This window comes from Escherichia sp. HH41S (assembly GCF_009820115.1).
GTDB lineage: Bacteria > Pseudomonadota > Gammaproteobacteria > Enterobacterales > Enterobacteriaceae > Escherichia > Escherichia coli_F.
The window spans coordinates 210,351-232,020 of sequence record NZ_VNXE01000119.1 but is presented as its reverse complement, the minus strand read 5'-3'; the positions used below and the strand labels follow the sequence as shown (position 1 = coordinate 232,020).

Sequence of the window (21,670 nt, the reverse complement as noted above, 5' to 3'; positions counted from 1 at the left end):
CAAATGTATTGCTGCATTTGGTTACCGTCAGACATATTTTTCAGAAATTGCGCGTAAATTTTTCGCACTTAAAGAATATTTATTAATCTAACGCAATATATTCGGTCGTAAAGGAATCTACTTTGTGAAGTTTATGCTCAATGCAACAGGATTGCCCTTACAAGATCTGGTGTTCGGTGCGTCCGTCTACTTTCCTCCATTTTTCAAAGCCTTCGCGTTTGGATTCGTCATCTGGCTTGTCGTACACCGCCTGCTTCGTGGCTGGATCTACGCCGGTGACATCTGGCATCCCTTGTTAATGGATTTATCGCTGTTTGCGATTTGCGTTTGCCTTTCCCTGGCAATACTGATTGCGTGGTAACTATGTCAATTAAAACAATTAAGTATTTCTCAACAATCATTGTAGCGGTAGTTGCGGTTCTTGCCGGATGGTGGCTGTGGAATTATTACATGCAATCTCCGTGGACACGCGACGGGAAAATACGCGCAGAACAGGTTTCTATCACCCCTCAGGTGTCGGGACGTATTGTTGAGCTGAATATAAAAGACAACCAACTGGTTAACGCGGGGGATCTTCTGCTCACGATCGATAAAACGCCCTTTCAGATCGCCGAGCTGAACGCACAGGCTCAGCTGGCGAAAGCGCAATCTGACCTCGCAAAAGCCAATAACGAAGCGAATCGTCGTCGTCATCTCTCACAAAATTTTATTTCTGCCGAAGAACTCGATACCGCTAACCTCAATGTTAAAGCGATGCAGGCCAGTGTTGATGCCGCACAGGCGACGCTGAAACAGGCACAATGGCAACTGGCGCAAACGGAAATTCGCGCCCCGGTGAGTGGATGGGTGACTAACCTCACTACCCGCATCGGCGATTACGCTGACACCGGGAAACCGCTGTTTGCCCTTGTCGACAGCCACTCGTTTTACGTCATTGGTTATTTTGAAGAAACCAAATTGCGCCATATCCGTGAAGGGGCACCAGCACAAATTACCCTTTATAGTGACAACAAAACGTTACAGGGTCACGTTTCCAGTATCGGTCGGGCGATTTATGATCAGAGCGTTGAAAGTGACTCAAGCCTTATTCCGGATGTGAAACCTAACGTCCCCTGGGTTCGCCTCGCCCAACGTGTTCCGGTCCGCTTTGCGCTGGATAAAGTCCCAGGCGATGTCACGCTGGTGTCGGGCACCACCTGTAGCATTGCCGTAGGTCAATAATGAGTGCATCGTCATGGTCCTTGCGCAATTTGCCCTGGTTCAGGGCCACGCTGGCGCAATGGCGTTATGCGTTACGCAATACCATTGCCATGTGTCTGGCGCTGACGATTGCCTATTATTTGAATCTTGATGAGCCCTATTGGGCGATGACCTCGGCTGCCGTGGTTAGCTTTCCCACCGTTGGCGGTGTCATCAGCAAAAGCCTCGGACGCATCGCTGGCAGTTTGCTGGGAGCCATTGCAGCACTGATTCTTGCCGGACATACGCTCAACGAACCTTGGTTTTTTCTATTGAGTATGTCGGCGTGGCTTGGCTTTTGTACCTGGGCCTGTGCGCACTTCACGAATAACGTCGCGTATGCATTTCAACTGGCGGGCTACACGGCTGCCATCATCGCCTTTCCGATGGTTAATATTACTGAGGCCAGCCAGCTGTGGGATATCGCTCAGGCGCGCGTTTGCGAGGTGATTGTCGGTATTTTGTGCGGCGGCATGATGATGATGATCCTGCCTAGCAGTTCCGATGCTACAGCCCTTTTAACCGCATTGAAAAACATGCACGCCCGATTGCTGGAACATGCCAGTTTACTCTGGCAGCCTGAAACAACCGATGCCATTCGTGCAGCACATGAGGGGGTGATTGGGCAGATACTGACCATGAATTTGCTGCGTATCCAGGCTTTCTGGAGCCACTATCGTTTTCGCCAGCAAAACGCACGCCTTAATGCGCTGCTCCACCAGCAATTACGTATGACCAGTGTCATCTCCAGCCTGCGACGTATGTTGCTCAACTGGCCCTCACCGCCAGGTGCCACACGAGAAATTCTCGACCAGTTGCTGACCGCGCTCGCCAGTTCGCAAACAGATTTTTACACCGTCGCACGTATTATTGCCCCGCTACGCCCGACCAACGTCGCCGACTACCGGCACGTCGCCTTCTGGCAGCGACTACGCTATTTTTGCCATCTTTATCTGCAAAGCAGTCAGGAATTACATCGTCTGCAAAGCGGCGTAGATGATCATGCCAGACTCCCACGGACATCCGGCCTGGCACGTCATACCGATAACGCCGAAGCTATGTGGAGCGGACTACGAACATTTTGTACATTGATGATAATTGGCGCATGGAGTATCGCTTCACAATGGGATGCCGGTGCCAATGCATTAACGCTGGCCGCAATTAGCTGCGTACTCTACTCCGCCGTCGCGGCACCGTTTAAGTCCTTGTCACTGCTAATGCGCACGCTAGTGTTACTTTCGCTATTTAGCTTTGTGGTCAAATTTGGCCTGATGGTGCAGATTAGCGATCTGTGGCAATTTTTACTGTTTCTCTTTCCACTGCTGGCGACGATGCAGCTTCTTAAATTGCAGATGCCCAAATTTGCCGCACTGTGGGGGCAACTGATTGTATTTATGGGGTCGTTTATCGCTGTCACTAATCCTCCGGTGTATGATTTTGCTGATTTTCTTAACGATAATTTGGCAAAAATCGTTGGCGTCGCGTTGGCGTGGTTAGCGTTCGCCATTTTGCGTCCAGGGTCGGATGCTCGTAAAAGCCGTCGTCATATTCACGCGCTGCGCCGGGATTTTGTCGATCAACTAAGCCGCCATCCAACACTGAGTGAAAGCGAATTTGAATCGCTCAGTTATCATCACGTCAGTCAGTTGAGTAACAGCCAGGATGCGCTGGCTCGCCGTTGGTTATTACGCTGGGGTGTGGTGTTGTTGAACTGTTCTCATGTTGTCTGGCAATTGCGCGAATGGGATTCGCGTTCCGATCCGTTATCGCGAGTACGGGATAACTGTATTTCATTGTTGCGTGGAGTGATGAGTGAGCGTGGCGTTCAGCAAAAGTCACTGGCGGCCACACTTGCAGAATTACAGCGGATTTGCGACAGCCTTGCCCGTCATCATCAACCTGCCGCCCAGGAGCTGGCGGCAATTGTCTGGCGGCTGTACTGCTCGCTTTCGCAACTTGAGCAAGCACCGCCGCAAGGTACGCTGGCCTCTTAATTACTTAATTACACCGCAGGCATAGCGTTCACCGCCACCGCCCAGCGGTTTAGGTTGATCGGACATATTATCGCCACCAACGTGGATCATCAGCGCTTTATCTTTGACTTGATCCAGTGATTTCAGACGAGGCGCGATGGCGGCATCGGTTGCTTTGCCGTCATTATTGACTACCAGTGCAGGCAGATCGCCTAAATGTCCGGCACCTTCTGGCCCTTCATGTTTACCGGTATTTTGTGGATCAAGATGCCCGCCTGCGGATTCCGCGGCTGTGGCTTTGCCATCTTTGGTAGCTGGCTGGCAGCTTCCTTTGGCATGAATATGGAAGCCATGTTCACCGGGGGGTAATGCTTTCAGATCGGGCGAAAACTCCAGACCTTTATCGGTTTCAGTAATGGTGACGCTACCAATTGACTGCCCAACCCCTTGCGACGTGACGAGGTTCATCTCGACTTTTTCACTGGCAGCTTGCGCGCCGGTAGCAACAACCAGCGCCAGAATAGCCAGACTAAAACGTTTCATAGGACCTCCGTTCATTGTGCATTCCTGAATAAGTGTAAACCAGTGACACATTTTTGAACGGCGGCTATTCCTAAAAGTGCTTACGGTACGTCGTAACCCAGTGCCGCTTTACGGATACGGAACCATTGTTGGCGAGTCATTTTCAGGGTTTCTGCTTCAACAGCTGCTCGCACGCGCTCAATTTTACCGGAGCCGATTATCGGCAGCGGCTGCGACGGTAAACGTAAAACCCAGGCGTAAACCACCTGTTCAATAGAGCCCGCGTTTAACTCCTCCGCCACCACAGCCAGTTCATCACGCAGCGGCTGGAAATAATCATCATTAAACAGACGACCACCACCAAGGCAGGACCACGCCATCGGACGAACACGCAGTTGCTGCAGTTGGTCGAGCGTGCCATCCAACAGTAACGGCTGATGCACCGGGGATATTTCCACCTGATTAGTGGCAAGGGTAAACGGCAGACGTGATTGCAACAGCGCAAATTGCGCAGGCGTAAAGTTCGATACGCCAAAATGACGCACTTTGCCGCTCTGATGCAGATGCTTAAACGCGTCTGCCACTTCATCGGCATCCATTAACGGGTCTGGTCGGTGGATTAACAGCAGATCCAGATGATCGGTCGCGAGATTAATCAGCGACTGTTCGGCGCTCTTAATGATGTGATCGCGGTCAGTAATATAATGACCAATGACATTTTCTTCACGCGCGGTCGTCGCGATACCGCATTTGCTGACAATTTCCATCCGTTCACGCAGATGAGGTGCCAGTTTCAGCGCCTCGCCAAACGCCGCTTCGCACTGATAGCCACCATAAATATCAGCATGGTCCACGGTGGTCACGCCGAGATCCAGATGCTCTTCAATAAAACTGACCAGCTGGCGGGCGGACATATTCCAGTCCATCAATCGCCAGTAGCCCATCACAAAACGGGAAAACTCCGGGCCTTGCGGCGCAATAGTAATACGCTGAACCATAATCGCTTCCTCTTATCAGATATGAGAGGAGTATACGCAAGATTAGGCTCAAAAGAGTGATGGTTGCTCCGGTTCGTCTGATGACGCTGGCTTATTTGCACGTAATTTGCGCATTAACCGCTGCCGACAAAGGCGCAGTACCTCTTGTTTTTCGCCATCGCTCATTTTATTCCAGTTAAAACGCTCATCCCGACTGCGAAAGCAGCCGCGACAAAATCCGCGTTCGTCAGACTGGCAAATTCCCCGGCACGGGCTCTGGACGGGAAAGAACTCTAATTGCTCCGCCACTTCGCCCTCCTCAGATAAGATTATTACCACTATTGAAGCTGTTAATGCCCAAAGTAGCAACTTTGCTTGCACTAGACCGACTGGTCTACTACACTCCAACACATGAACAAACACACCGAACATGATACTCGCGAACATCTCCTGGCGACGGGCGAGCAACTTTGCTTGCAACGTGGATTCACCGGGATGGGGCTAAGCGAATTACTAAAAACGGCTGAAGTGCCGAAAGGGTCCTTCTATCACTACTTTCACTCTAAAGAAGCGTTTGGCGTTGCCATGCTTGAGCGCCATTACGCCGCATATCACCAGCGACTGACGGAGTTGCTGCAATCCGGCGAAGGTAACTACCGCGACCGCATACTGGCTTATTACCAGCAAACACTGAACCAGTTTTGCCAACATGGAACCATCAGTGGTTGCCTGACAGTAAAACTCTCTGCCGAAGTGTGCGATCTGTCAGAAGATATGCGCAGCGCGATGGATAAAGGGGCTCGCGGCGTAATCGCCCTGCTCTCTCAGGCGCTGGAAAATGGCCGTGAGAACCATTGTTTAACCTTTTGTGGCGAACCGCTGCAACAGGCACAAGTGCTTTACGCACTGTGGCTTGGCGCGAATTTGCAGGCCAAAATTTCGCGCAGTTTCGAGCCACTGGAAAACGCGCTGGCCCATGTAAAAACCATTATTGCGACGCCTGCCGTTTAGCAGGCATTTTTTATCACCAGACCACCGGGAGCCTTTATGTCATCTGAAAAACTGTATTCCCCACTGAAAGTGGGCGCGATCACGGCGGCAAACCGTATTTTTATGGCACCGCTGACGCGTCTGCGCAGTATTGAACCGGGTGACATCCCTACCCCGTTGATGGCGGAATACTATCGCCAACGAGCCAGTGCCGGTTTGATTATTAGCGAAGCCACGCAAATTTCTGCCCAGGCAAAAGGATATGCCGGTGCGCCTGGCATCCATAGCCCGGAGCAAATTGCCGCATGGAAAAAAATCACCGCGGGAGTCCATGCTGAAAATGGTCACATGGCCGTGCAGCTTTGGCACACGGGGCGAATTTCTCACGCCAGCCTGCAGCCTGGCGGTCAGGCACCGGTAGCGCCTTCTGCACTTAGCGCGGGAACGCGTACTTCTCTGCGCGATGAAAAAGGTCAGGCGATCCGCGTTGAAACATCCATGCCACGTGCACTGGAACGGGAAGAGATTCCGGGCATCGTCAATGATTTCCGCCAGGCCATCGCTAACGCCCGTGAAGCTGGGTTTGATCTGGTGGAGCTACACTCTGCTCACGGTTATTTACTGCATCAGTTCCTTTCTCCTTCTTCAAACCATCGTACCGATCAGTACGGCGGCAGCGTGGAAAATCGCGCACGTCTGGTGCTGGAAGTGGTCGATGCCGGGATTGAAGAATGGGGAGCCGACCGCATTGGCATTCGTGTTTCGCCAATCGGTACTTTCCAGAACACGGATAATGGCCCAAATGAAGAAGCCGATGCACTGTATCTGATTGAACAACTGGGCAAACGTGGCATAGCTTACCTGCATATGTCCGAACCGGACTGGGCGGGAGGCCAACCGTATACTGACGCGTTCCGCGAAAAAGTACGCGCCCGTTTCCACGGTCCGATTATCGGCGCAGGTGCCTACACGGTAGAAAAAGCCGAAACGTTGATCGGCAAAGGATTGATTGATGCGGTGGCATTTGGTCGTGACTGGATTGCGAACCCGGATTTGGTTGCCCGCTTGCAGCGCAAAGCTGAGCTTAACCCACAGCGTGCCGAAAGTTTCTACGGTGGCGGCGCGGAAGGCTATACCGATTACCCGACGCTGTAATCCAACATTGCGAGCGGCGCAAAGCCGCCGCTATACTAAAACAACATTTTGAATCTGTTAGCCATTTTGAGGATATAAAGATGCGTCTTCTTCATACCATGCTGCGCGTTGGCGATCTGCAACGCTCCATCGATTTTTATACCAAAGTACTGGGCATGAAACTGCTGCGTACCAGCGAAAACCCGGAATACAAATACTCACTGGCGTTTGTTGGCTATGGCCCGGAAACCGAAGAAGCGGTGATTGAACTGACCTACAACTGGGGCGTGGATAAATACGAACTCGGCACTGCTTATGGTCACATCGCGCTTAGCGTAGATAACGCCGCTGAAGCGTGCGAAAAAATCCGTCAGAACGGCGGTAACGTCACCCGTGAAGCGGGTCCGGTAAAAGGCGGCACTACGGTTATCGCGTTTGTGGAAGATCCGGACGGCTACAAAATTGAATTAATCGAAGAAAAAGACGCCGGTCGCGGTCTGGGCAACTAATCTCCTGCCGGGCGTGAATTCATCGCGCCCGCATCTTTACTGCATCGACAAGTAATATTTGTCATAATGCGCGCTGCAATTTATCCGTATTAAGAGAATCAGATGTCCGATAACGCTCAACTTACCGGTCTGTGCGACCGTTTTCGTGGTTTTTATCCTGTTGTGATCGATGTTGAAACAGCTGGATTTAACGCCAAAACCGATGCGCTGCTTGAGATTGCCGCCATCACCCTGAAAATGGATGAACAAGGCTGGCTGATGCCGGACACCACATTACATTTCCACGTCGAACCATTTGTCGGCGCAAATTTGCAGCCAGAGGCCCTCGCCTTCAACGGCATTGACCCGAACGATCCCGATCGCGGCGCGGTCAGCGAATACGAGGCGCTGCACGAAATTTTTAAAGTTGTACGTAAAGGCATTAAAGCGAGCGGCTGTAACCGCGCCATTATGGTGGCGCACAACGCCAATTTCGATCACAGCTTTATGATGGCCGCCGCAGAACGCGCCTCACTGAAACGTAACCCGTTCCACCCTTTCGCCACTTTTGACACTGCTGCACTAGCCGGGCTGGCACTCGGACAAACCGTATTGTCAAAGGCTTGCCAGACCGCTGGCATGGACTTCGACAGCACCCAGGCGCACTCCGCGCTGTACGACACCGAACGCACTGCTGTGCTGTTTTGTGAAATCGTCAACCGCTGGAAACGTCTGGGAGGCTGGCCGCTACCTGCCGCCGAAGAGGTGTAATCGAGTCGATGCCTGATGACATGCAATGATTCAGGCATCTATAGTGAGGCTATTCCACGCATCATGCATGATATTCACGGGGAATAGCGTTAATGGCAGATAATCTAAACCCTTCATCGCCCCTGCCGGACGTGTTTTCACCGGCGACCCGCGACTGGTTTCTTCGCGCCTTTAAACAGCCGACCGCTGTCCAGTCGCAAACCTGGCATGTGGCGGCGCGAGGCGAGCATGCGCTGGTGATTGCACCGACTGGCTCCGGGAAAACGCTGGCAGCATTTCTCTACGCCCTCGATCAGCTCTTCCGCGAAGGCGGCGAAGATACCCGCGAGGCGCATAAGCGTAAAACCTCACGCATTCTCTATATTTCACCGATCAAAGCTCTGGGCACCGACGTTCAGCGCAACTTGCAGATCCCGTTACAGGGTATTGCCGATGAACGGCGGCGGCGCGGCGAAACGGAAGTCAATCTTCGCGTGGGGATCCGTACTGGCGATACGCCTGCACAGGAACGCAGCAAACTCACCCGTAATCCGCCGGATATTCTGATCACCACACCCGAATCACTCTATCTGATGCTGACCTCCCGCGCGCGCGAAACGCTACGCGGCGTCGAAACGGTAATTATTGATGAAGTCCACGCGGTAGCGGGCAGTAAACGTGGTGCGCATCTGGCGTTAAGTCTGGAGCGGCTCGATGCGCTGCTCCACACCTCAGCACAGCGAATTGGCCTTTCTGCCACTGTACGCTCAGCCAGCGATGTGGCAGCATTTCTTGGTGGCGATCGCCCGGTTACGGTAGTCAACCCGCCCGCAATGCGCCATCCGCAGATACGGATTGTCGTACCGGTCGCCAATATGGATGATGTCTCATCGGTTGCCAGCGGCACCGGCGAAGACAGCCATGCCGGCCGAGAAGGCTCCATCTGGCCATATATTGAAACGGGTATCCTTGATGAAGTTTTGCGCCATCGCTCGACCATTGTCTTTACTAATTCACGCGGGCTGGCGGAAAAACTGACGGCACGATTGAATGAGCTTTACGCCGCACGCTTACAGCGTTCCCCGTCTATCGCCGTTGATGCGGCCCATTTCGAGTCGACCTCCGGCGCAACCTCTAACCGTGTACAAAGTAGCGACATTTTTATTGCCCGCTCACACCACGGCTCCGTGTCTAAAGAACAACGAGCAATCACCGAACAGGCGCTGAAATCGGGTGAATTACGCTGCGTGGTCGCAACCTCCAGTCTCGAACTGGGGATTGATATGGGCGCGGTGGATCTGGTAATTCAGGTGGCAACGCCGCTTTCTGTTGCCAGTGGGTTACAACGCATTGGACGTGCCGGACACCAGGTAGGTGGTATCTCCAAAGGGCTTTTTTTCCCCCGAACCCGGCGTGACTTAGTCGATTCCGCAGTCATTGTTGAGTGTATGTTCGCAGGCAGGCTGGAAAACCTGACACCACCGCATAATCCACTCGACGTCCTTGCGCAGCAGACCGTTGCCGCCGCGGCGATGGATGCATTACAGGCAGACGAATGGTACTCCCGCGTACGCCGTGCCGCACCGTGGAAAGATCTGCCAAGACGTGTTTTTGACGCCACGCTGGATATGCTTTCCGGGCGCTATCCCTCTGGCGATTTTTCTGCTTTTCGACCAAAACTGGTCTGGAACAGGGAGACCGGGATATTGACCGCCCGACCTGGCGCTCAGCTGTTGGCGGTTACCAGCGGTGGCACCATTCCGGATCGTGGCATGTATAGCGTGTTATTACCCGAAGGTGAAGAACAGGCCGGTTCGCGGCGGGTGGGTGAACTGGATGAGGAGATGGTATATGAGTCGCGGGTGAACGACATTATCACTCTCGGCGCTACCTCATGGCGGATCCAGCAAATCACCCGCGATCAGGTGATTGTGACTCCTGCTCCAGGTCGTTCTGCCCGCCTTCCCTTCTGGCGTGGTGAAGGTAACGGACGTCCGGCAGAATTAGGCGAGATGATCGGCGATTTTCTCCATTTACTGGCGGATGGCGCGTTCTTTTCCGGGAATATTCCCCCGTGGCTGGCAGAAGAAAATACGATCGCCAATATTCAGGGGCTGATTGACGAGCAGCGCAACGCGACGGGTATTGTTCCGGGTAGTCGTCATCTGGTCCTCGAACGGTGCCGTGATGAAATTGGCGACTGGCGTATTATTTTGCATTCTCCCTATGGAAGACGGGTGCATGAACCCTGGGCGCTGGCGATTGCCGGGCGAATACATGCACTATGGGGCGCTGACGCGTCTGTGGTTGCCAGTGATGACGGCATTGTTGCGCGCATTCCTGACACCGATGGTAAATTGCCCGATGCCGCGATTTTTTTGTTTGAACCAGAAAAGTTGCTGCAAATTGTCCGCGAGGCGGTAGGCAGCTCGGCACTTTTCGCCGCCCGTTTTCGCGAATGCGCCGCGCGGGCATTATTAATGCCGGGCCGCACGCCGGGCCATCGCACCCCGCTCTGGCAACAACGGCTGCGCGCCAGTCAGTTGCTGGAAATCGCTCAGGGATATCCGGATTTTCCGGTCATTCTCGAAACCCTACGCGAATGTCTGCAAGATGTTTATGATCTTCCCGCTCTGGAGCGTTTGATGCGTCGCCTGAACGGTGGCGAAATTCAAATATCCGATGTAACGACCACTACGCCTTCGCCTTTCGCCGCCAGTTTATTGTTCGGCTATGTCGCGGAATTTATGTACCAGAGCGACGCCCCGCTGGCAGAGCGCCGGGCATCCGTACTGTCGCTGGACAGCGAGTTACTGCGCAATCTACTCGGTCAGGTTGATCCTGGTGAGTTACTCGACCCGCAAGTCATTCGTCAGGTGGAAGAAGAGTTACAGCGGCTGGCACCTGGCAGAAGAGCGAAAGGTGAAGAAGGATTGTTCGACCTGCTGCGCGAACTGGGGCCAATGACCGTTGAAGACCTGGCGCAACGGCATACAGGCAGCAGTGAAGAGATTGCGTCGTATCTGGAAAATCTTCTTGCAGTAAAACGAATCTTCCCGACGATGATTAGCGGGCAGGAGCGTCTTGCCTGTATGGATGATGCCGCCAGGCTGCGCGATGCCCTCGGCGTACGACTACCAGAGTCACTGCCAGAGATTTATTTGCACCGAGTCAGTTACCCGCTTCGCGACCTCTTTCTGCGCTATCTCCGGGCTCATGCTCTGGTCACGTCTGAACAACTGGCTCATGAGTTTAGTCTCGGTATTGCCATTGTCGAAGAGCAACTTCAGCAACTGCGCGAACAGGGGCTGGTGATGAATCTGCAACAAGGCATCTGGGTGAGCGATGAAGTATTTCGTCGTCTGCGTTTGCGCTCGCTGCAAGCCGCCAGAGAAGCGACACGTCCCGTTGCGGCCACGACCTATGCGCGATTGCTGCTGGAACGTCAGGGCGTATTACCCGCCACCGATGGTAGCCCGGCACTCTTTGCCTCAACATCGCCAGGCGTTTATGAGGGCGTGGATGGCGTCATGCGGGTGATCGAACAGCTTGCCGGAGTCGGTTTACCCGCCTCACTCTGGGAAAGCCAGATCCTGCCTGCCCGCGTACGCGACTATTCGCCAGAAATGCTCGATGAATTACTGGCAACCGGTGCGGTTATCTGGTCGGGGCAAAAAAAACTGGGTGAAGATGACGGTCTGGTGGCACTGCATCTACAGGAATATGCCGCAGAATCGTTCACTCCCGCCGAAGCAGATCAGGCGAATCGTTCGGCGCTGCAGCAAGCGATAATCGCTGTTCTGGCTGACGGAGGAGCCTGGTTTGCACAACAAATCAGCCAACGGATACGCGATAAAATCGACGAATCGGTTGATCCCTCAGCCCTGCAAGAGGCGTTATGGGCGCTGGTCTGGCAAGGCGTCATCACCAGCGACATTTGGGCACCGTTACGCGCCCTCACCCGCAGCAGTACCAACACACGCACCTCAACTCGTCGCAGCCACCGGGCTCGTCGTGGACGTCCTGTCTATGCGCAACCCGTCTCGCCGCTGCTATCTTACAACACACCAAATCTGGCTGGACGCTGGTCGTTATTGCAGGTGGAGCCACTAAACGATACCGAAAGGATGCTGGCGCTGGCGGAAAATATGCTCGACCGCTACGGCATCATCAGTCGTCAGGCGGTGATAGCCGAAAATATCCCTGGCGGGTTTCCATCGATGCAAACGCTTTGTCGAAGTATGGAAGACTCCGGGCGAATTATGCGAGGTCGTTTTGTAGAAGGTCTGGGTGGCGCGCAATTCGCTGAACGTCTGACTATTGACCGATTGCGCGATCTGGCGACACAAGCCACGCAAACGCGCCACTATACACCAGTGGCGCTCTCTGCCAACGATCCGGCTAATGCATGGGGAAATCTTCTGCCCTGGCCTGCACATCCGGCAACGCTGATACCAACGCGTCGGGCGGGTGCGCTGGTGGTCGTTTCTGGCGGCAAATTGTTACTCTATCTGGCGCAAGGTGGCAAAAAAATGCTGGTCTGGCAGGAAAAAGAGGAATTACTCGCCCCAGAGATTTTCCACGCGCTGACTACCGCACTGCGTCGCGAACCACGGCTGCGCTTTACGCTAACAGAAGTGAATGATCTACCGGTCCGGCAAACGCCGATGTTTACGCTGCTGCGTGAGGCGGGATTTTCAAGTTCGCCACAAGGACTGGATTGGGGATAGAGAAAGGACTGACGGATGCCCGTTCGCATCCGTCAGTATTGCAGGACGGATTATTCCGCGTCCGGCTCTTCAGACTTGTATTTAGCGGCAGTTTCTTTGATCAGCTGCTGCAGTTCGCCACGCTGATACATTTCGATCACGATATCACAACCGCCTACCAGCTCACCGTCAACCCACAGTTGCGGGAAGGTCGGCCAGTTAGCATATTTCGGCAGTTCAGCACGAATGTCCGGATTCTGCAGAATATCAACATAGGCAAAACGTTCGCCACATGCGGCAAGCGCCTGGACTGCCTGGGCAGAGAAACCGCAGCTCGGCAGTTTCGGTGAACCTTTCATGTACAGCAGGATCGGGTTTTCAGCAATCTGGCGTTGGATTTTTTCGATAGTGGTGCTCATTGTCTTGCTTCCTCAAACTTCTTTACGGCAGTAATCTGACATTGTAGCGGGTCAGTGCGGCATCGGAAAATAACATTTTCATCACGCTTTTGCTATTTTATCCCTTTGCTCCATATGTTGCATTTCAAATATTCGTTTCTTCTCTGACGCACGGCAAACTGGCGTATTTATGTCCATTTTAAGCTTTCACTGCTGCATTTTTTTGCGCTCGCCGACGAAACGTATTTTTTAACAATAAAAGCTATTAACTTTCTCTTCTTCTATGCATTAGAATTATCAAGTTTTGTAAATCAGACGCAGGCATGATAGACCTGCCTTAACAGAGGGACGCTCAGTGGCGCGGATAAACCGTATTTCGATCACGCTCTGTGCTTTACTTTTTACTACCCTGCCTTTAACGCCTATGGCCCATGCTTCAAAGCAAGCCAGGGAGAGTTCTGCTACCACTCATATCACCAAAAAAGCAGATAAAAAGAAAAGCACGGCAACCACCAAAAAGACCCAGAAAGCCAGCCAGAAAACAGCGAAAAAAGCCGCCAGTAAAAGTACGACCAAAAGCAAAACCGCTTCTTCCGTTAAAAAATCTTCCATTACCGCTTCTAAAAACGCCAAAACTCGCAGCAAACACGTCGTCAATAAAACGGCCTCAGCCAGCTTTACCGAAAAGTGTACCAAACGTAAGGGCTATAAATCGCATTGTGTGAAAGTCAAAAATGCCGCGTCAGGAACCCTTGCCGACGCACACAAAGCGAAGGTGCAAAAAGCCACAAAAGTGGCAATGAATAAACTGATGCAGCAAATTGGTAAGCCATATCGTTGGGGTGGCAGCTCACCGCGTACCGGTTTTGATTGCAGCGGCCTGGTTTATTACGCTTATAAAGATTTGGTGAAAATTCGTATTCCGCGTACGGCGAATGAAATGTATCACCTGCGTGATGCAGCACCTATCGAACGTAGTGAACTGAAAAACGGCGACCTGGTCTTCTTCCGTACTCAGGGACGCGGTACAGCCGATCATGTCGGCGTGTATGTCGGCAACGGCAAATTTATTCAGTCACCGCGTACGGGTCAGGAAATTCAAATCACTTCTCTCAGTGAAGACTACTGGCAGCGCCACTATGTTGGCGCTCGCCGGGTAATGACCCCAAAAACACTTCGCTAAAACTTTACCCTGTTGTTACGGCAACAGGGTAAGTTCATCTTTTGTCTCACCTTTTAATTTGCTACCCTATCCATACGCACAATAAGGCTATTGTACGTATGCAAATTAATAATAAAGGAGAGTAGCAATGTCATTCGAATTACCTGCACTACCATATGCTAAAGATGCTCTGGCACCGCACATTTCTGCGGAAACCATCGAGTATCACTACGGCAAGCATCATCAGACTTATGTCACTAACCTGAACAACCTGATTAAAGGTACCGCGTTTGAAGGTAAATCACTGGAAGAGATTATTCGCAGCTCTGAAGGTGGCGTATTCAACAACGCAGCTCAGGTCTGGAACCATACTTTCTACTGGAACTGCCTGGCACCGAACGCGGGTGGCGAACCGACTGGAAAAGTCGCTGAAGCTATCGCCGCATCTTTTGGCAGCTTTGCCGATTTCAAAGCACAGTTTACTGATGCAGCAATCAAAAACTTTGGTTCTGGCTGGACCTGGCTGGTGAAAAACAGCGATGGCAAACTGGCTATCGTTTCAACCTCTAACGCGGGTACTCCGCTGACCACCGATGCGACTCCACTGCTGACCGTTGATGTCTGGGAACACGCTTATTACATCGACTATCGCAATGCACGTCCTGGCTATCTGGAGCACTTCTGGGCGCTGGTGAACTGGGAATTCGTAGCGAAAAATCTCGCTGCATAATAACTGATGGCAAATGCAGCATTGCCTGATGCGCTTCGCTTACCATGCCAACACGGATGAGTCGTTAACACCGCATCCGGCAAGATAAATCGCACGTTGCCAGCAACTGTAACGCAGAAGGTTATCCTTCTGCGTTTTTGTTTAATTAGCTGTTGGCAACGCAAACTGTTTCAGGTTGTTTTCTGGCTGACATAAACACCAGCAATAATGCCAGTCCCGCGACAATCGCCCCCATCACCGGCACAAAGCTGTATCCCAGCCCAGCGGAAATTACCGCACCACCAGCAGCTGCTCCCAGCGCATTTCCAAGATTAAAGGCACCAATATTGACTGATGAAGACAGACCTGGCGCTTCACTGGCGACACGCATCACGCGCATCTGTAACGGCGGTACGACCGCAAAGGTTGCAGCGCCCCACACCACCATGCTAATAGCTGCGCCGAACTCATTGCGGGCCAGGAACGGGATTGCCAGCATAATCACCATCAGCAGCAACAAAAAGCCTTTCAACGTGCCGTTAACTGAACGATCTGCAAGTTTGCCGCCGAGATAGTTACCGATAGAGAATCCGACACCAATCAGCACCAGCATTGCCGTGACGAACACCGGTGTTGCGTGGGTAATACTTTGCAGTACCGGAGAGATATAGGTGTAGAGGGTAAACATGGCGCCAGCTCCCAGCACCGTCGTCAGCAATGCAGACAGCACCTGCGGACGCATTAATACCGCCAGCTCTTTTTTCACTTCAGGTCGTGCCCCTGCACCACCTTTAGGTAATGAGAAGAACAGACTTACCATTGAAATCACGCCCAGCCCCGCCGTTGCCAGAAATGACATCCGCCAGCCGATGGTTTCACCCAACCAGGTCGCCGCCGGCACGCCACCGATATTTGCCAGGGTTAACCCCATAAACATAGTGGCAACTGCGCTGGCCTGTTTATGTTTTGGCACCACGCTTGCGGCCACGACTGAACCCAAACCAAAAAATGCTCCGTGATTCAGGCTGGTCAAAATGCGTGAAAGCATCAGGGTCATATAATCCGGCGCGATGGCGGAAAGTACGTTGCCGAGCGTGAAAATTGCCATCAGGAAAATCAACGCACTGCGGCGGGCACGATGAGAAAGTAGAAGCGTCATCAGCGGCGCGCCAACCATTACGCCAACTGCATAGGCACTGATTAACATTCCGGCAGCGGGAATCGAGACATCCACACCGCGCGCAATGACGGGCAACAAGCCCATTGGCGAGAACTCCGTTGTCCCGATACCAAACGCGCCAATCGCCAGCGCCAGCAACGGATAGTTAATTTTCATGCCTTATCTCCACCTCTTCGCGTCATTACGCGATATTCATTAAAGTGGCGAAAGCATGACAGCAATCACAAAAAAATGAAAATAACAAAAAGAGAAAACACTTTTGCCATTTTGCTAACAAACAGGAAGGAGATGCGAGGGAGAATGCTCTCCCTCGAGAGGAAATCAGTGCAGCGCGGCAGTCAAACCCACGGCCACGATCAAACCGAGGACGATAATCGTTGTTACCAGTGAAAATTTAAGGTCGGTGCTCATCAAGTTTTCTCCTTTTTTATTACCACACAAAAAGTGATATTACGCATTTTTACACACTGTGATGAAAAAATCTCCCGTCATTTATAATGATAAGTGTTTTTACCACTTCCCCTTTTCGTCAAGATCGGCCAAAATTCCACGCTTACACTATTTGCGTACTGGCCATTGACCCCTTCCTGACGCTCCGTGTCGTTTTTCCGGCGTACCGCAACACTTTTGTTGTGCGTAAGGTGTGTAAAGGCAAACGTTTACCTTGCGATTTTGCAGGAGCTGAAGTTAGGGTCTGGAGTGAAATGGAATGGCAACAATAAAAGATGTAGCGAAACGAGCAAACGTTTCCACTACAACTGTGTCACACGTAATCAACAAAACACGTTTCGTCGCTGAAGAAACGCGCAACGCCGTGTGGGCAGCGATTAAAGAATTACACTACTCCCCTAGCGCGGTGGCGCGTAGCCTGAAGGTTAACCACACCAAGTCTATCGGTTTGCTGGCGACCAGCAGCGAAGCGGCCTATTTTGCCGAGATCATTGAAGCGGTTGAAAAAAATTGCTTCCAGAAAGGTTACACCCTGATTCTGGGTAATGCGTGGAACAATCTTGAGAAACAGCGGGCTTATCTGTCGATGATGGCGCAAAAACGCGTCGATGGTCTGCTGGTGATGTGTTCTGAGTACCCAGAGCCGTTGCTGGCGATGCTGGAAGAGTATCGCCATATCCCAATGGTGGTAATGGACTGGGGTGAAGCAAAAGCTGACTTCACCGATGCGGTCATTGATAACGCGTTCGAAGGCGGCTACATGGCCGGGCGTTATCTGATTGAACGCGGTCACCGCGAAATCGGCGTTATCCCCGGCCCGCTGGAACGTAACACTGGCGCAGGCCGCCTTGCCGGTTTTATGAAGGCGATGGAAGAAGCGATGATCAAGGTGCCGGAAAGCTGGATTGTACAGGGTGACTTTGAACCTGAATCCGGTTATCGCGCCATGCAGCAAATACTGTCGCAGCCGCATCGCCCTACTGCCGTCTTCTGTGGTGGCGATATCATGGCAATGGGCGCACTTTGTGCTGCTGATGAAATGGGTCTGCGCGTCCCGCAGGATGTTTCACTGATCGGTTATGATAACGTGCGCAACGCCCGCTATTTTACGCCGGCGCTGACCACGATCCATCAGCCAAAAGATTCGCTGGGTGAAACAGCGTTCAACATGCTGTTGGATCGTATTGTCAACAAACGTGAAGAACCGCAGTCCATTGAAGTGCATCCGCGCTTGATTGAACGCCGCTCCGTGGCTGACGGCCCGTTCCGAGACTATCGTCGTTAATCACCCGTTGCGGGAGTCTCTTCCGGCTCCCGCAGCCACTCCTTATTCAGCGTCTCACTATCGCCGAGATACTCAAGCAACCAGGTTAACGCAGGCGACATATCATTTTGCTGCCATGTCAGACAACATGCCGAATCCGGAAAGGGGTTTTCCAGTTCTAATGCTACCCACTTCCCCTCATTAAGCCACGGTTTGGCGAAATGTGTTGGCACCATCCCTATGCATAATCCTGCCGAGATACAGGTTGCCGATGATTCCCAGTCAGGCACGACAAGTCTTTTTTGGTTATCCAGCAACCAGGTAATACGTTTAGGTAGCGTTCGCGAGGTGTCTTCGCGCACCAATGACGGCCAGTTGCGCAACGTATCATCGCTGAACGGGCCATCCATCAACGCCAGCGGGTGGTGGCTGGCAACAACGCAACTCCAGCTTAGCATCCCCATATCCCGGAAGGCATAACGACCGCCTACCGGAATCGCGCGTGTTGCGCCAATCGCCAGTTCCACGCGCCCGTCGGAAAGCGCATCCCAGACACCGTTGAACACTTCCTGAAAGACAAGAAGTTCGACATCATCAAAATGGCGATAAAAATCAACGATCATCTGCCGTGTACGTTCTGGCCTGACAATATTATCCACTGCGATAGCTAACTGACCGCGCCAGCCGTTCGCTATCTGCTGACATTGCTGCCGAGTGATCTGCATTTTTTTGACAACAGAGCGCCCTTCTTTGAGAAACCACGCCCCGGCAGCGGTCAGTTCCACATCACGGTGACGTCGTTCAAACAGAGGCACCGCCAGCCACTCTTCCAGCTGACGCACGGTATAGCTGACCGCAGAAGGAACGCGATGCAACTCCTGGGCTGCAGCGCTAAAACTACCATTACGCGCTACCGCATCAACAACTTCGAGTGAATATTCTGACCACATAGTCTGCCTGCAAAATTTTTGAAACCAGTCATCAAATATTACCGTTTCACAACACTAATTTCACTCCCTACACTTTGCGGCGGTGTTTAATTGAGAGATTTAGAGAATATACATGCAACCTGGGAAAAGATTTTTAGTCTGGCTGGCAGGTTTGAGCGTACTCGGTTTTCTGGCAACCGATATGTATCTGCCTGCTTTCGCCGCCATACAGGCCGACCTGCAAACGCCTGCGTCTGCTGTCAGTGCCAGCCTTAGTCTGTTCCTTGCCGGATTTGCCGCAGCCCAGCTTCTGTGGGGGCCGTTCTCCGACCGTTATGGTCGTAAACCGGTGTTATTCATCGGCCTGACAATTTTTGCGTTAGGTAGTCTGGGGATGCTGTGGGTTGAAAACGCCGCCACGCTGCTGGTATTGCGTTTTGTACAGGCTGTAGGTGTCTGCGCCGCGGCGGTTATCTGGCAAGCGTTAGTGACGGATTATTATCCTTCACAGAAAGTTAACCGTATTTTTGCGACCATCATGCCGCTGGTGGGTCTATCTCCGGCACTGGCTCCTCTGTTAGGAAGCTGGCTGCTGGTCCATTTTTCCTGGCAGGCGATATTCGCCACCCTGTTTGCCATTACCGTGGTGCTGATTCTGCCTATTTTCTGGCTCAAACCCACGACGAAGGCCCGTAACAATAGTCAGGATGGTCTGACCTTTACCGACCTGCTACGTTCTAAAACCTATCGCGGCAACGTGCTGATATATGCGGCCTGTTCAGCCAGTTTTTTTGCATGGCTGACCGGCTCACCGTTCATCCTTAGTGAAATGGTCTACAGCCCGGCAGTTATTGGTTTAAGTTATGTCCCGCAAACTATCGCATTTCTGATTGGTGGTTATGGCTGTCGCGCCGCACTGCAGAAATGGCAAGGCAAGCAGTTATTACCGTGGTTGCTGGTACTGTTTGCTGTCAGCGTCATTGCGACCTGGGCTGCGGGCTTCATTAGCCATGTGTCGCTAGTCGAAATCCTGATCCCATTCTGTGTGATGGCGATTGCCAATGGCGCGATCTACCCGATTGTTGTCGCCCAGGCGCTGCGTCCCTTCCCACATGCAACTGGTCGCGCCGCAGCGTTGCAGAACACTCTACAACTGGGTCTGTGCTTCCTCGCAAGTCTGGTAGTTTCCTGGCTGATCAGTATCAGCACGCCATTGCTCACCACCACCAGCGTGATGTTATCAACAGTAGTGCTGGTTGCTCTGGGTTACATGATGCAACGTTGTGAAGAAGTGGACTGCCAGAATCATGGCAATGCCGAAGTCGCTCATAGCGAATCACACTGAACTATATCGATATACTTATACTTAGGCTGCTAACAAAATTTTGTTGTATGATTGAAATTAGCGGCCTATACTAATTTCGAGTTGTTAAAGCTACGATAAATATTATGTTTTTACGGGGACAGGATCGTTCCCGACTCACTATGGATGGTCATTTCGGCAAGGGTTCCTCCTTTCCCTCTGTTCTACGTCGGATTATAGACTCGCGGATTTTTCTGCGAGATTTCTCACAAAGCCCAAAAAGCGTCTACGCTGTTTTAAGGTTCTGATCACCGACCAGTGATGGAGAAACTATGAGTTCATCGTGTATAGAAGAAGTCAGTGTACCGGATGACAACTGGTACCGTATCGCCAACGAATTACTTAGCCGTGCCGGTATAGCCATTAACGGTTCTGCCCCGGCGGATATTCGTGTCAAAAACCCCGATTTTTTTAAACGCGTTCTGCAAGAAGGCTCTTTGGGGTTAGGCGAAAGTTATATGGATGGCTGGTGGGAATGTGACCGACTGGATATGTTTTTTAGCAAAGTCTTACGCGCAGGTCTCGAGAACCAACTCCCCCATCATTTCAAAGACACGCTGCGTATTGCCGGCGCTCGTCTCTTCAATCTTCAGAGTAAAAAACGTGCCTGGATAGTCGGCAAAGAGCATTACGATTTAGGTAATGACTTGTTCAGCCGCATGCTTGATCCCTTCATGCAATATTCCTGCGCTTACTGGAAAGATGCCGATAATCTGGAATCTGCCCAGCAGGCGAAGCTCAAAATGATTTGTGAAAAATTGCAGTTAAAACCAGGGATGCGCGTACTGGATATTGGCTGTGGCTGGGGCGGACTGGCGCATTACATGGCGTCTAACTATGACGTAAGCGTGGTGGGCGTCACCATTTCTGCTGAACAGCAAAAAATGGCTCAGGAACGCTGTGAAGGCCTGGATGTCACCATTTTGCTGCAAGATTATCGTGACCTGAACGACCAGTTTGATCGTATTGTTTCTGTGGGGATGTTCGAGCACGTCGGACCGAAAAATTACGATACCTATTTTGCGGTGGTGGATCGTAATTTGAAACCGGAAGGTATATTCCTGCTCCATACTATCGGTTCGAAAAAAACCGATCTGAATGTTGATCCCTGGATTAATAAATATATTTTCCCGAACGGTTGCCTGCCCTCTGTACGCCAGATTGCTCAGTCCAGCGAACCCCACTTTGTGATGGAAGACTGGCATAACTTCGGTGCTGATTACGATACTACGTTGATGGCGTGGTATGAGCGATTCCTCGCCGCGTGGCCAGAAATTGCGGATAACTACAGTGAACGCTTTAAACGGATGTTTACCTATTATCTGAATGCCTGTGCAGGTGCTTTCCGCGCCCGTGATATTCAGCTCTGGCAGGTGGTGTTCTCTCGCGGAGTCGAAAACGGCCTTCGAGTCGCTCGCTAGAGGCTATTCTAT

At 52.0% G+C, this 21,670-nt stretch carries 20 protein-coding genes; 13 read left to right on the top strand and 7 right to left on the bottom strand.

Features of this window, described 5'->3' with window-relative positions; genetic code table 11:
- Positions 1-124 precede the first annotated feature (124 nt).
- From FQZ95_RS23095 to FQZ95_RS23085, 3 genes are read left to right on the top strand one after another with little or no spacing between them, the layout of a single operon-like run.
- The gene (locus FQZ95_RS23095; RefSeq protein ID WP_000670999.1) at positions 125-361 is read left to right on the top strand and encodes a DUF1656 domain-containing protein; all 237 of its coding nucleotides are present in this window, start codon (positions 125-127) and stop codon (positions 359-361) included.
- A gap of 2 nt (positions 362-363) precedes the next feature.
- Complete coding sequence (locus tag FQZ95_RS23090) at positions 364-1,221, top strand: efflux RND transporter periplasmic adaptor subunit (protein WP_001300356.1); 858 nt, start codon at positions 364-366, stop codon at positions 1,219-1,221.
- The gene (locus FQZ95_RS23085) at positions 1,221-3,233 is read left to right on the top strand and encodes an FUSC family protein (RefSeq protein ID WP_160530738.1); all 2,013 of its coding nucleotides are present in this window, start codon (positions 1,221-1,223) and stop codon (positions 3,231-3,233) included. The genes FQZ95_RS23090 and FQZ95_RS23085 overlap by 1 nt, the downstream gene beginning before the upstream one ends.
- On the opposite strand, the gene sodC is transcribed toward FQZ95_RS23085, so the two are convergent.
- The 3 genes from sodC to FQZ95_RS23070 form a co-directional block, all read right to left on the bottom strand.
- A complete protein-coding gene (gene sodC / locus FQZ95_RS23080) occupies positions 3,234-3,755 on the bottom strand; it encodes a superoxide dismutase [Cu-Zn] SodC (protein WP_160530737.1) in 522 nt (173 codons plus the stop codon). It lies immediately after the preceding gene.
- Positions 3,756-3,835: 80 nt separating this feature from the next.
- Positions 3,836-4,732 carry an aldo/keto reductase gene (locus FQZ95_RS23075; protein ID WP_000250656.1) on the bottom strand — a complete coding sequence of 299 codons (897 nt, stop codon included), beginning with the start codon at positions 4,730-4,732 and terminating at the stop codon, positions 3,836-3,838.
- A 48-nt stretch (positions 4,733-4,780) separates the two neighbouring features.
- A complete protein-coding gene (locus tag FQZ95_RS23070) occupies positions 4,781-5,020 on the bottom strand; it encodes a DUF1289 domain-containing protein (protein ID WP_000840481.1) in 240 nt (79 codons plus the stop codon).
- Between the two features lie 102 nt (positions 5,021-5,122).
- On the opposite strand from FQZ95_RS23070, the gene nemR reads away from it, so the two are divergent.
- The 5 genes from nemR (at position 5,123) to FQZ95_RS23045 (ending at position 12,803) form a co-directional block, all read left to right on the top strand.
- Positions 5,123-5,722 (top strand): DNA-binding transcriptional regulator NemR, encoded by a 600-nt coding sequence (nemR, locus tag FQZ95_RS23065; protein ID WP_105271116.1) that lies wholly within the window; start codon positions 5,123-5,125, stop codon positions 5,720-5,722.
- A 36-nt stretch (positions 5,723-5,758) separates the two neighbouring features.
- The gene (gene nemA / locus FQZ95_RS23060; protein WP_039021260.1) at positions 5,759-6,856 is read left to right on the top strand and encodes an N-ethylmaleimide reductase; all 1,098 of its coding nucleotides are present in this window, start codon (positions 5,759-5,761) and stop codon (positions 6,854-6,856) included.
- Positions 6,857-6,936: 80 nt separating this feature from the next.
- Positions 6,937-7,344 carry a lactoylglutathione lyase gene (gloA, locus tag FQZ95_RS23055; RefSeq protein ID WP_001237796.1) on the top strand — a complete coding sequence of 136 codons (408 nt, stop codon included), beginning with the start codon at positions 6,937-6,939 and terminating at the stop codon, positions 7,342-7,344.
- Between the two features lie 102 nt (positions 7,345-7,446).
- Entirely contained in the window at positions 7,447-8,094 is a 648-nt protein-coding gene (gene rnt, locus FQZ95_RS23050) for a ribonuclease T (RefSeq protein ID WP_001282281.1), read from the top strand.
- Between the two features lie 92 nt (positions 8,095-8,186).
- Entirely contained in the window at positions 8,187-12,803 is a 4,617-nt protein-coding gene (locus FQZ95_RS23045) for an ATP-dependent helicase (protein ID WP_160530735.1), read from the top strand.
- Positions 12,804-12,853: 50 nt separating this feature from the next.
- Here the strand turns inward: FQZ95_RS23045 and grxD are convergent, their stop codons facing one another.
- Entirely contained in the window at positions 12,854-13,201 is a 348-nt protein-coding gene (gene grxD, locus FQZ95_RS23040; protein WP_000108172.1) for a monothiol glutaredoxin 4, read from the bottom strand.
- Between the two features lie 334 nt (positions 13,202-13,535).
- On the opposite strand from grxD, the gene mepH reads away from it, so the two are divergent.
- Together mepH and sodB are read left to right on the top strand one after the other, a co-directional pair.
- Positions 13,536-14,363 (top strand): peptidoglycan DD-endopeptidase MepH, encoded by an 828-nt coding sequence (mepH, locus tag FQZ95_RS23035; protein ID WP_000101187.1) that lies wholly within the window; start codon positions 13,536-13,538, stop codon positions 14,361-14,363.
- Between the two features lie 127 nt (positions 14,364-14,490).
- Positions 14,491-15,072 carry a superoxide dismutase [Fe] gene (sodB, locus tag FQZ95_RS23030; protein WP_000007283.1) on the top strand — a complete coding sequence of 194 codons (582 nt, stop codon included), beginning with the start codon at positions 14,491-14,493 and terminating at the stop codon, positions 15,070-15,072.
- Positions 15,073-15,217: 145 nt separating this feature from the next.
- Here sodB and FQZ95_RS23025 read toward each other — a convergent pair whose 3' ends face one another.
- Positions 15,218-16,387 (bottom strand): MFS transporter, encoded by a 1,170-nt coding sequence (locus tag FQZ95_RS23025; protein WP_000701040.1) that lies wholly within the window; start codon positions 16,385-16,387, stop codon positions 15,218-15,220.
- A gap of 165 nt (positions 16,388-16,552) precedes the next feature.
- Positions 16,553-16,642 (bottom strand): cytochrome bd-I accessory subunit CydH, encoded by a 90-nt coding sequence (gene cydH / locus FQZ95_RS23020; protein WP_000102278.1) that lies wholly within the window; start codon positions 16,640-16,642, stop codon positions 16,553-16,555.
- A 298-nt stretch (positions 16,643-16,940) separates the two neighbouring features.
- Here cydH and purR point away from each other — a divergent pair, with 298 nt between their 5' ends.
- The gene (purR, locus tag FQZ95_RS23015) at positions 16,941-17,966 is read left to right on the top strand and encodes an HTH-type transcriptional repressor PurR (protein WP_000190982.1); all 1,026 of its coding nucleotides are present in this window, start codon (positions 16,941-16,943) and stop codon (positions 17,964-17,966) included.
- Here the strand turns inward: purR and punR are convergent.
- On the bottom strand, positions 17,963-18,895 hold the full coding sequence (punR, locus tag FQZ95_RS23010; protein ID WP_000269493.1) for a DNA-binding transcriptional activator PunR: 933 nt from the start codon (positions 18,893-18,895) through the stop codon (positions 17,963-17,965). The two genes, purR and punR, sit on opposite strands and share 4 nt — an antisense overlap.
- A gap of 112 nt (positions 18,896-19,007) precedes the next feature.
- Here punR and punC point away from each other — a divergent pair, with 112 nt between their 5' ends.
- Both punC and cfa read left to right on the top strand, forming a co-directional pair.
- Positions 19,008-20,219 (top strand): purine nucleoside transporter PunC, encoded by a 1,212-nt coding sequence (punC, locus tag FQZ95_RS23005; RefSeq protein ID WP_160530733.1) that lies wholly within the window; start codon positions 19,008-19,010, stop codon positions 20,217-20,219.
- Between the two features lie 290 nt (positions 20,220-20,509).
- On the top strand, positions 20,510-21,658 hold the full coding sequence (gene cfa, locus FQZ95_RS23000; RefSeq protein WP_000098896.1) for a cyclopropane fatty acyl phospholipid synthase: 1,149 nt from the start codon (positions 20,510-20,512) through the stop codon (positions 21,656-21,658).
- Positions 21,659-21,670 lie beyond the last annotated feature (12 nt).

Bases quoted from the DNA above. Each gene is read 5' to 3' on its own strand.
- rnt (WP_001282281.1), top strand. From the start codon at position 7,447: ATGTCCGATAACGCTCAACTTACCGGTCTGTGCGACCGTTTTCGTGGT.
- cfa (WP_000098896.1), top strand. From the start codon at position 20,510: ATGAGTTCATCGTGTATAGAAGAAGTCAGTGTACCGGATGACAACTGG.
- FQZ95_RS23085 (WP_160530738.1), top strand. From the start codon at position 1,221: ATGAGTGCATCGTCATGGTCCTTGCGCAATTTGCCCTGGTTCAGGGCC.
- sodB (WP_000007283.1), top strand. From the start codon at position 14,491: ATGTCATTCGAATTACCTGCACTACCATATGCTAAAGATGCTCTGGCA.
- cydH (WP_000102278.1), bottom strand. From the start codon at position 16,642: ATGAGCACCGACCTTAAATTTTCACTGGTAACAACGATTATCGTCCTC.
- FQZ95_RS23090 (WP_001300356.1), top strand. From the start codon at position 364: ATGTCAATTAAAACAATTAAGTATTTCTCAACAATCATTGTAGCGGTA.
- FQZ95_RS23025 (WP_000701040.1), bottom strand. From the start codon at position 16,387: ATGAAAATTAACTATCCGTTGCTGGCGCTGGCGATTGGCGCGTTTGGT.
- punR (WP_000269493.1), bottom strand. From the start codon at position 18,895: ATGTGGTCAGAATATTCACTCGAAGTTGTTGATGCGGTAGCGCGTAAT.
- grxD (WP_000108172.1), bottom strand. From the start codon at position 13,201: ATGAGCACCACTATCGAAAAAATCCAACGCCAGATTGCTGAAAACCCG.
- punC (WP_160530733.1), top strand. From the start codon at position 19,008: ATGCAACCTGGGAAAAGATTTTTAGTCTGGCTGGCAGGTTTGAGCGTA.
- FQZ95_RS23075 (WP_000250656.1), bottom strand. From the start codon at position 4,732: ATGGTTCAGCGTATTACTATTGCGCCGCAAGGCCCGGAGTTTTCCCGT.
- FQZ95_RS23045 (WP_160530735.1), top strand. From the start codon at position 8,187: ATGGCAGATAATCTAAACCCTTCATCGCCCCTGCCGGACGTGTTTTCA.
- sodC (WP_160530737.1), bottom strand. From the start codon at position 3,755: ATGAAACGTTTTAGTCTGGCTATTCTGGCGCTGGTTGTTGCTACCGGC.
- purR (WP_000190982.1), top strand. From the start codon at position 16,941: ATGGCAACAATAAAAGATGTAGCGAAACGAGCAAACGTTTCCACTACA.
- nemA (WP_039021260.1), top strand. From the start codon at position 5,759: ATGTCATCTGAAAAACTGTATTCCCCACTGAAAGTGGGCGCGATCACG.
- gloA (WP_001237796.1), top strand. From the start codon at position 6,937: ATGCGTCTTCTTCATACCATGCTGCGCGTTGGCGATCTGCAACGCTCC.
- nemR (WP_105271116.1), top strand. From the start codon at position 5,123: ATGAACAAACACACCGAACATGATACTCGCGAACATCTCCTGGCGACG.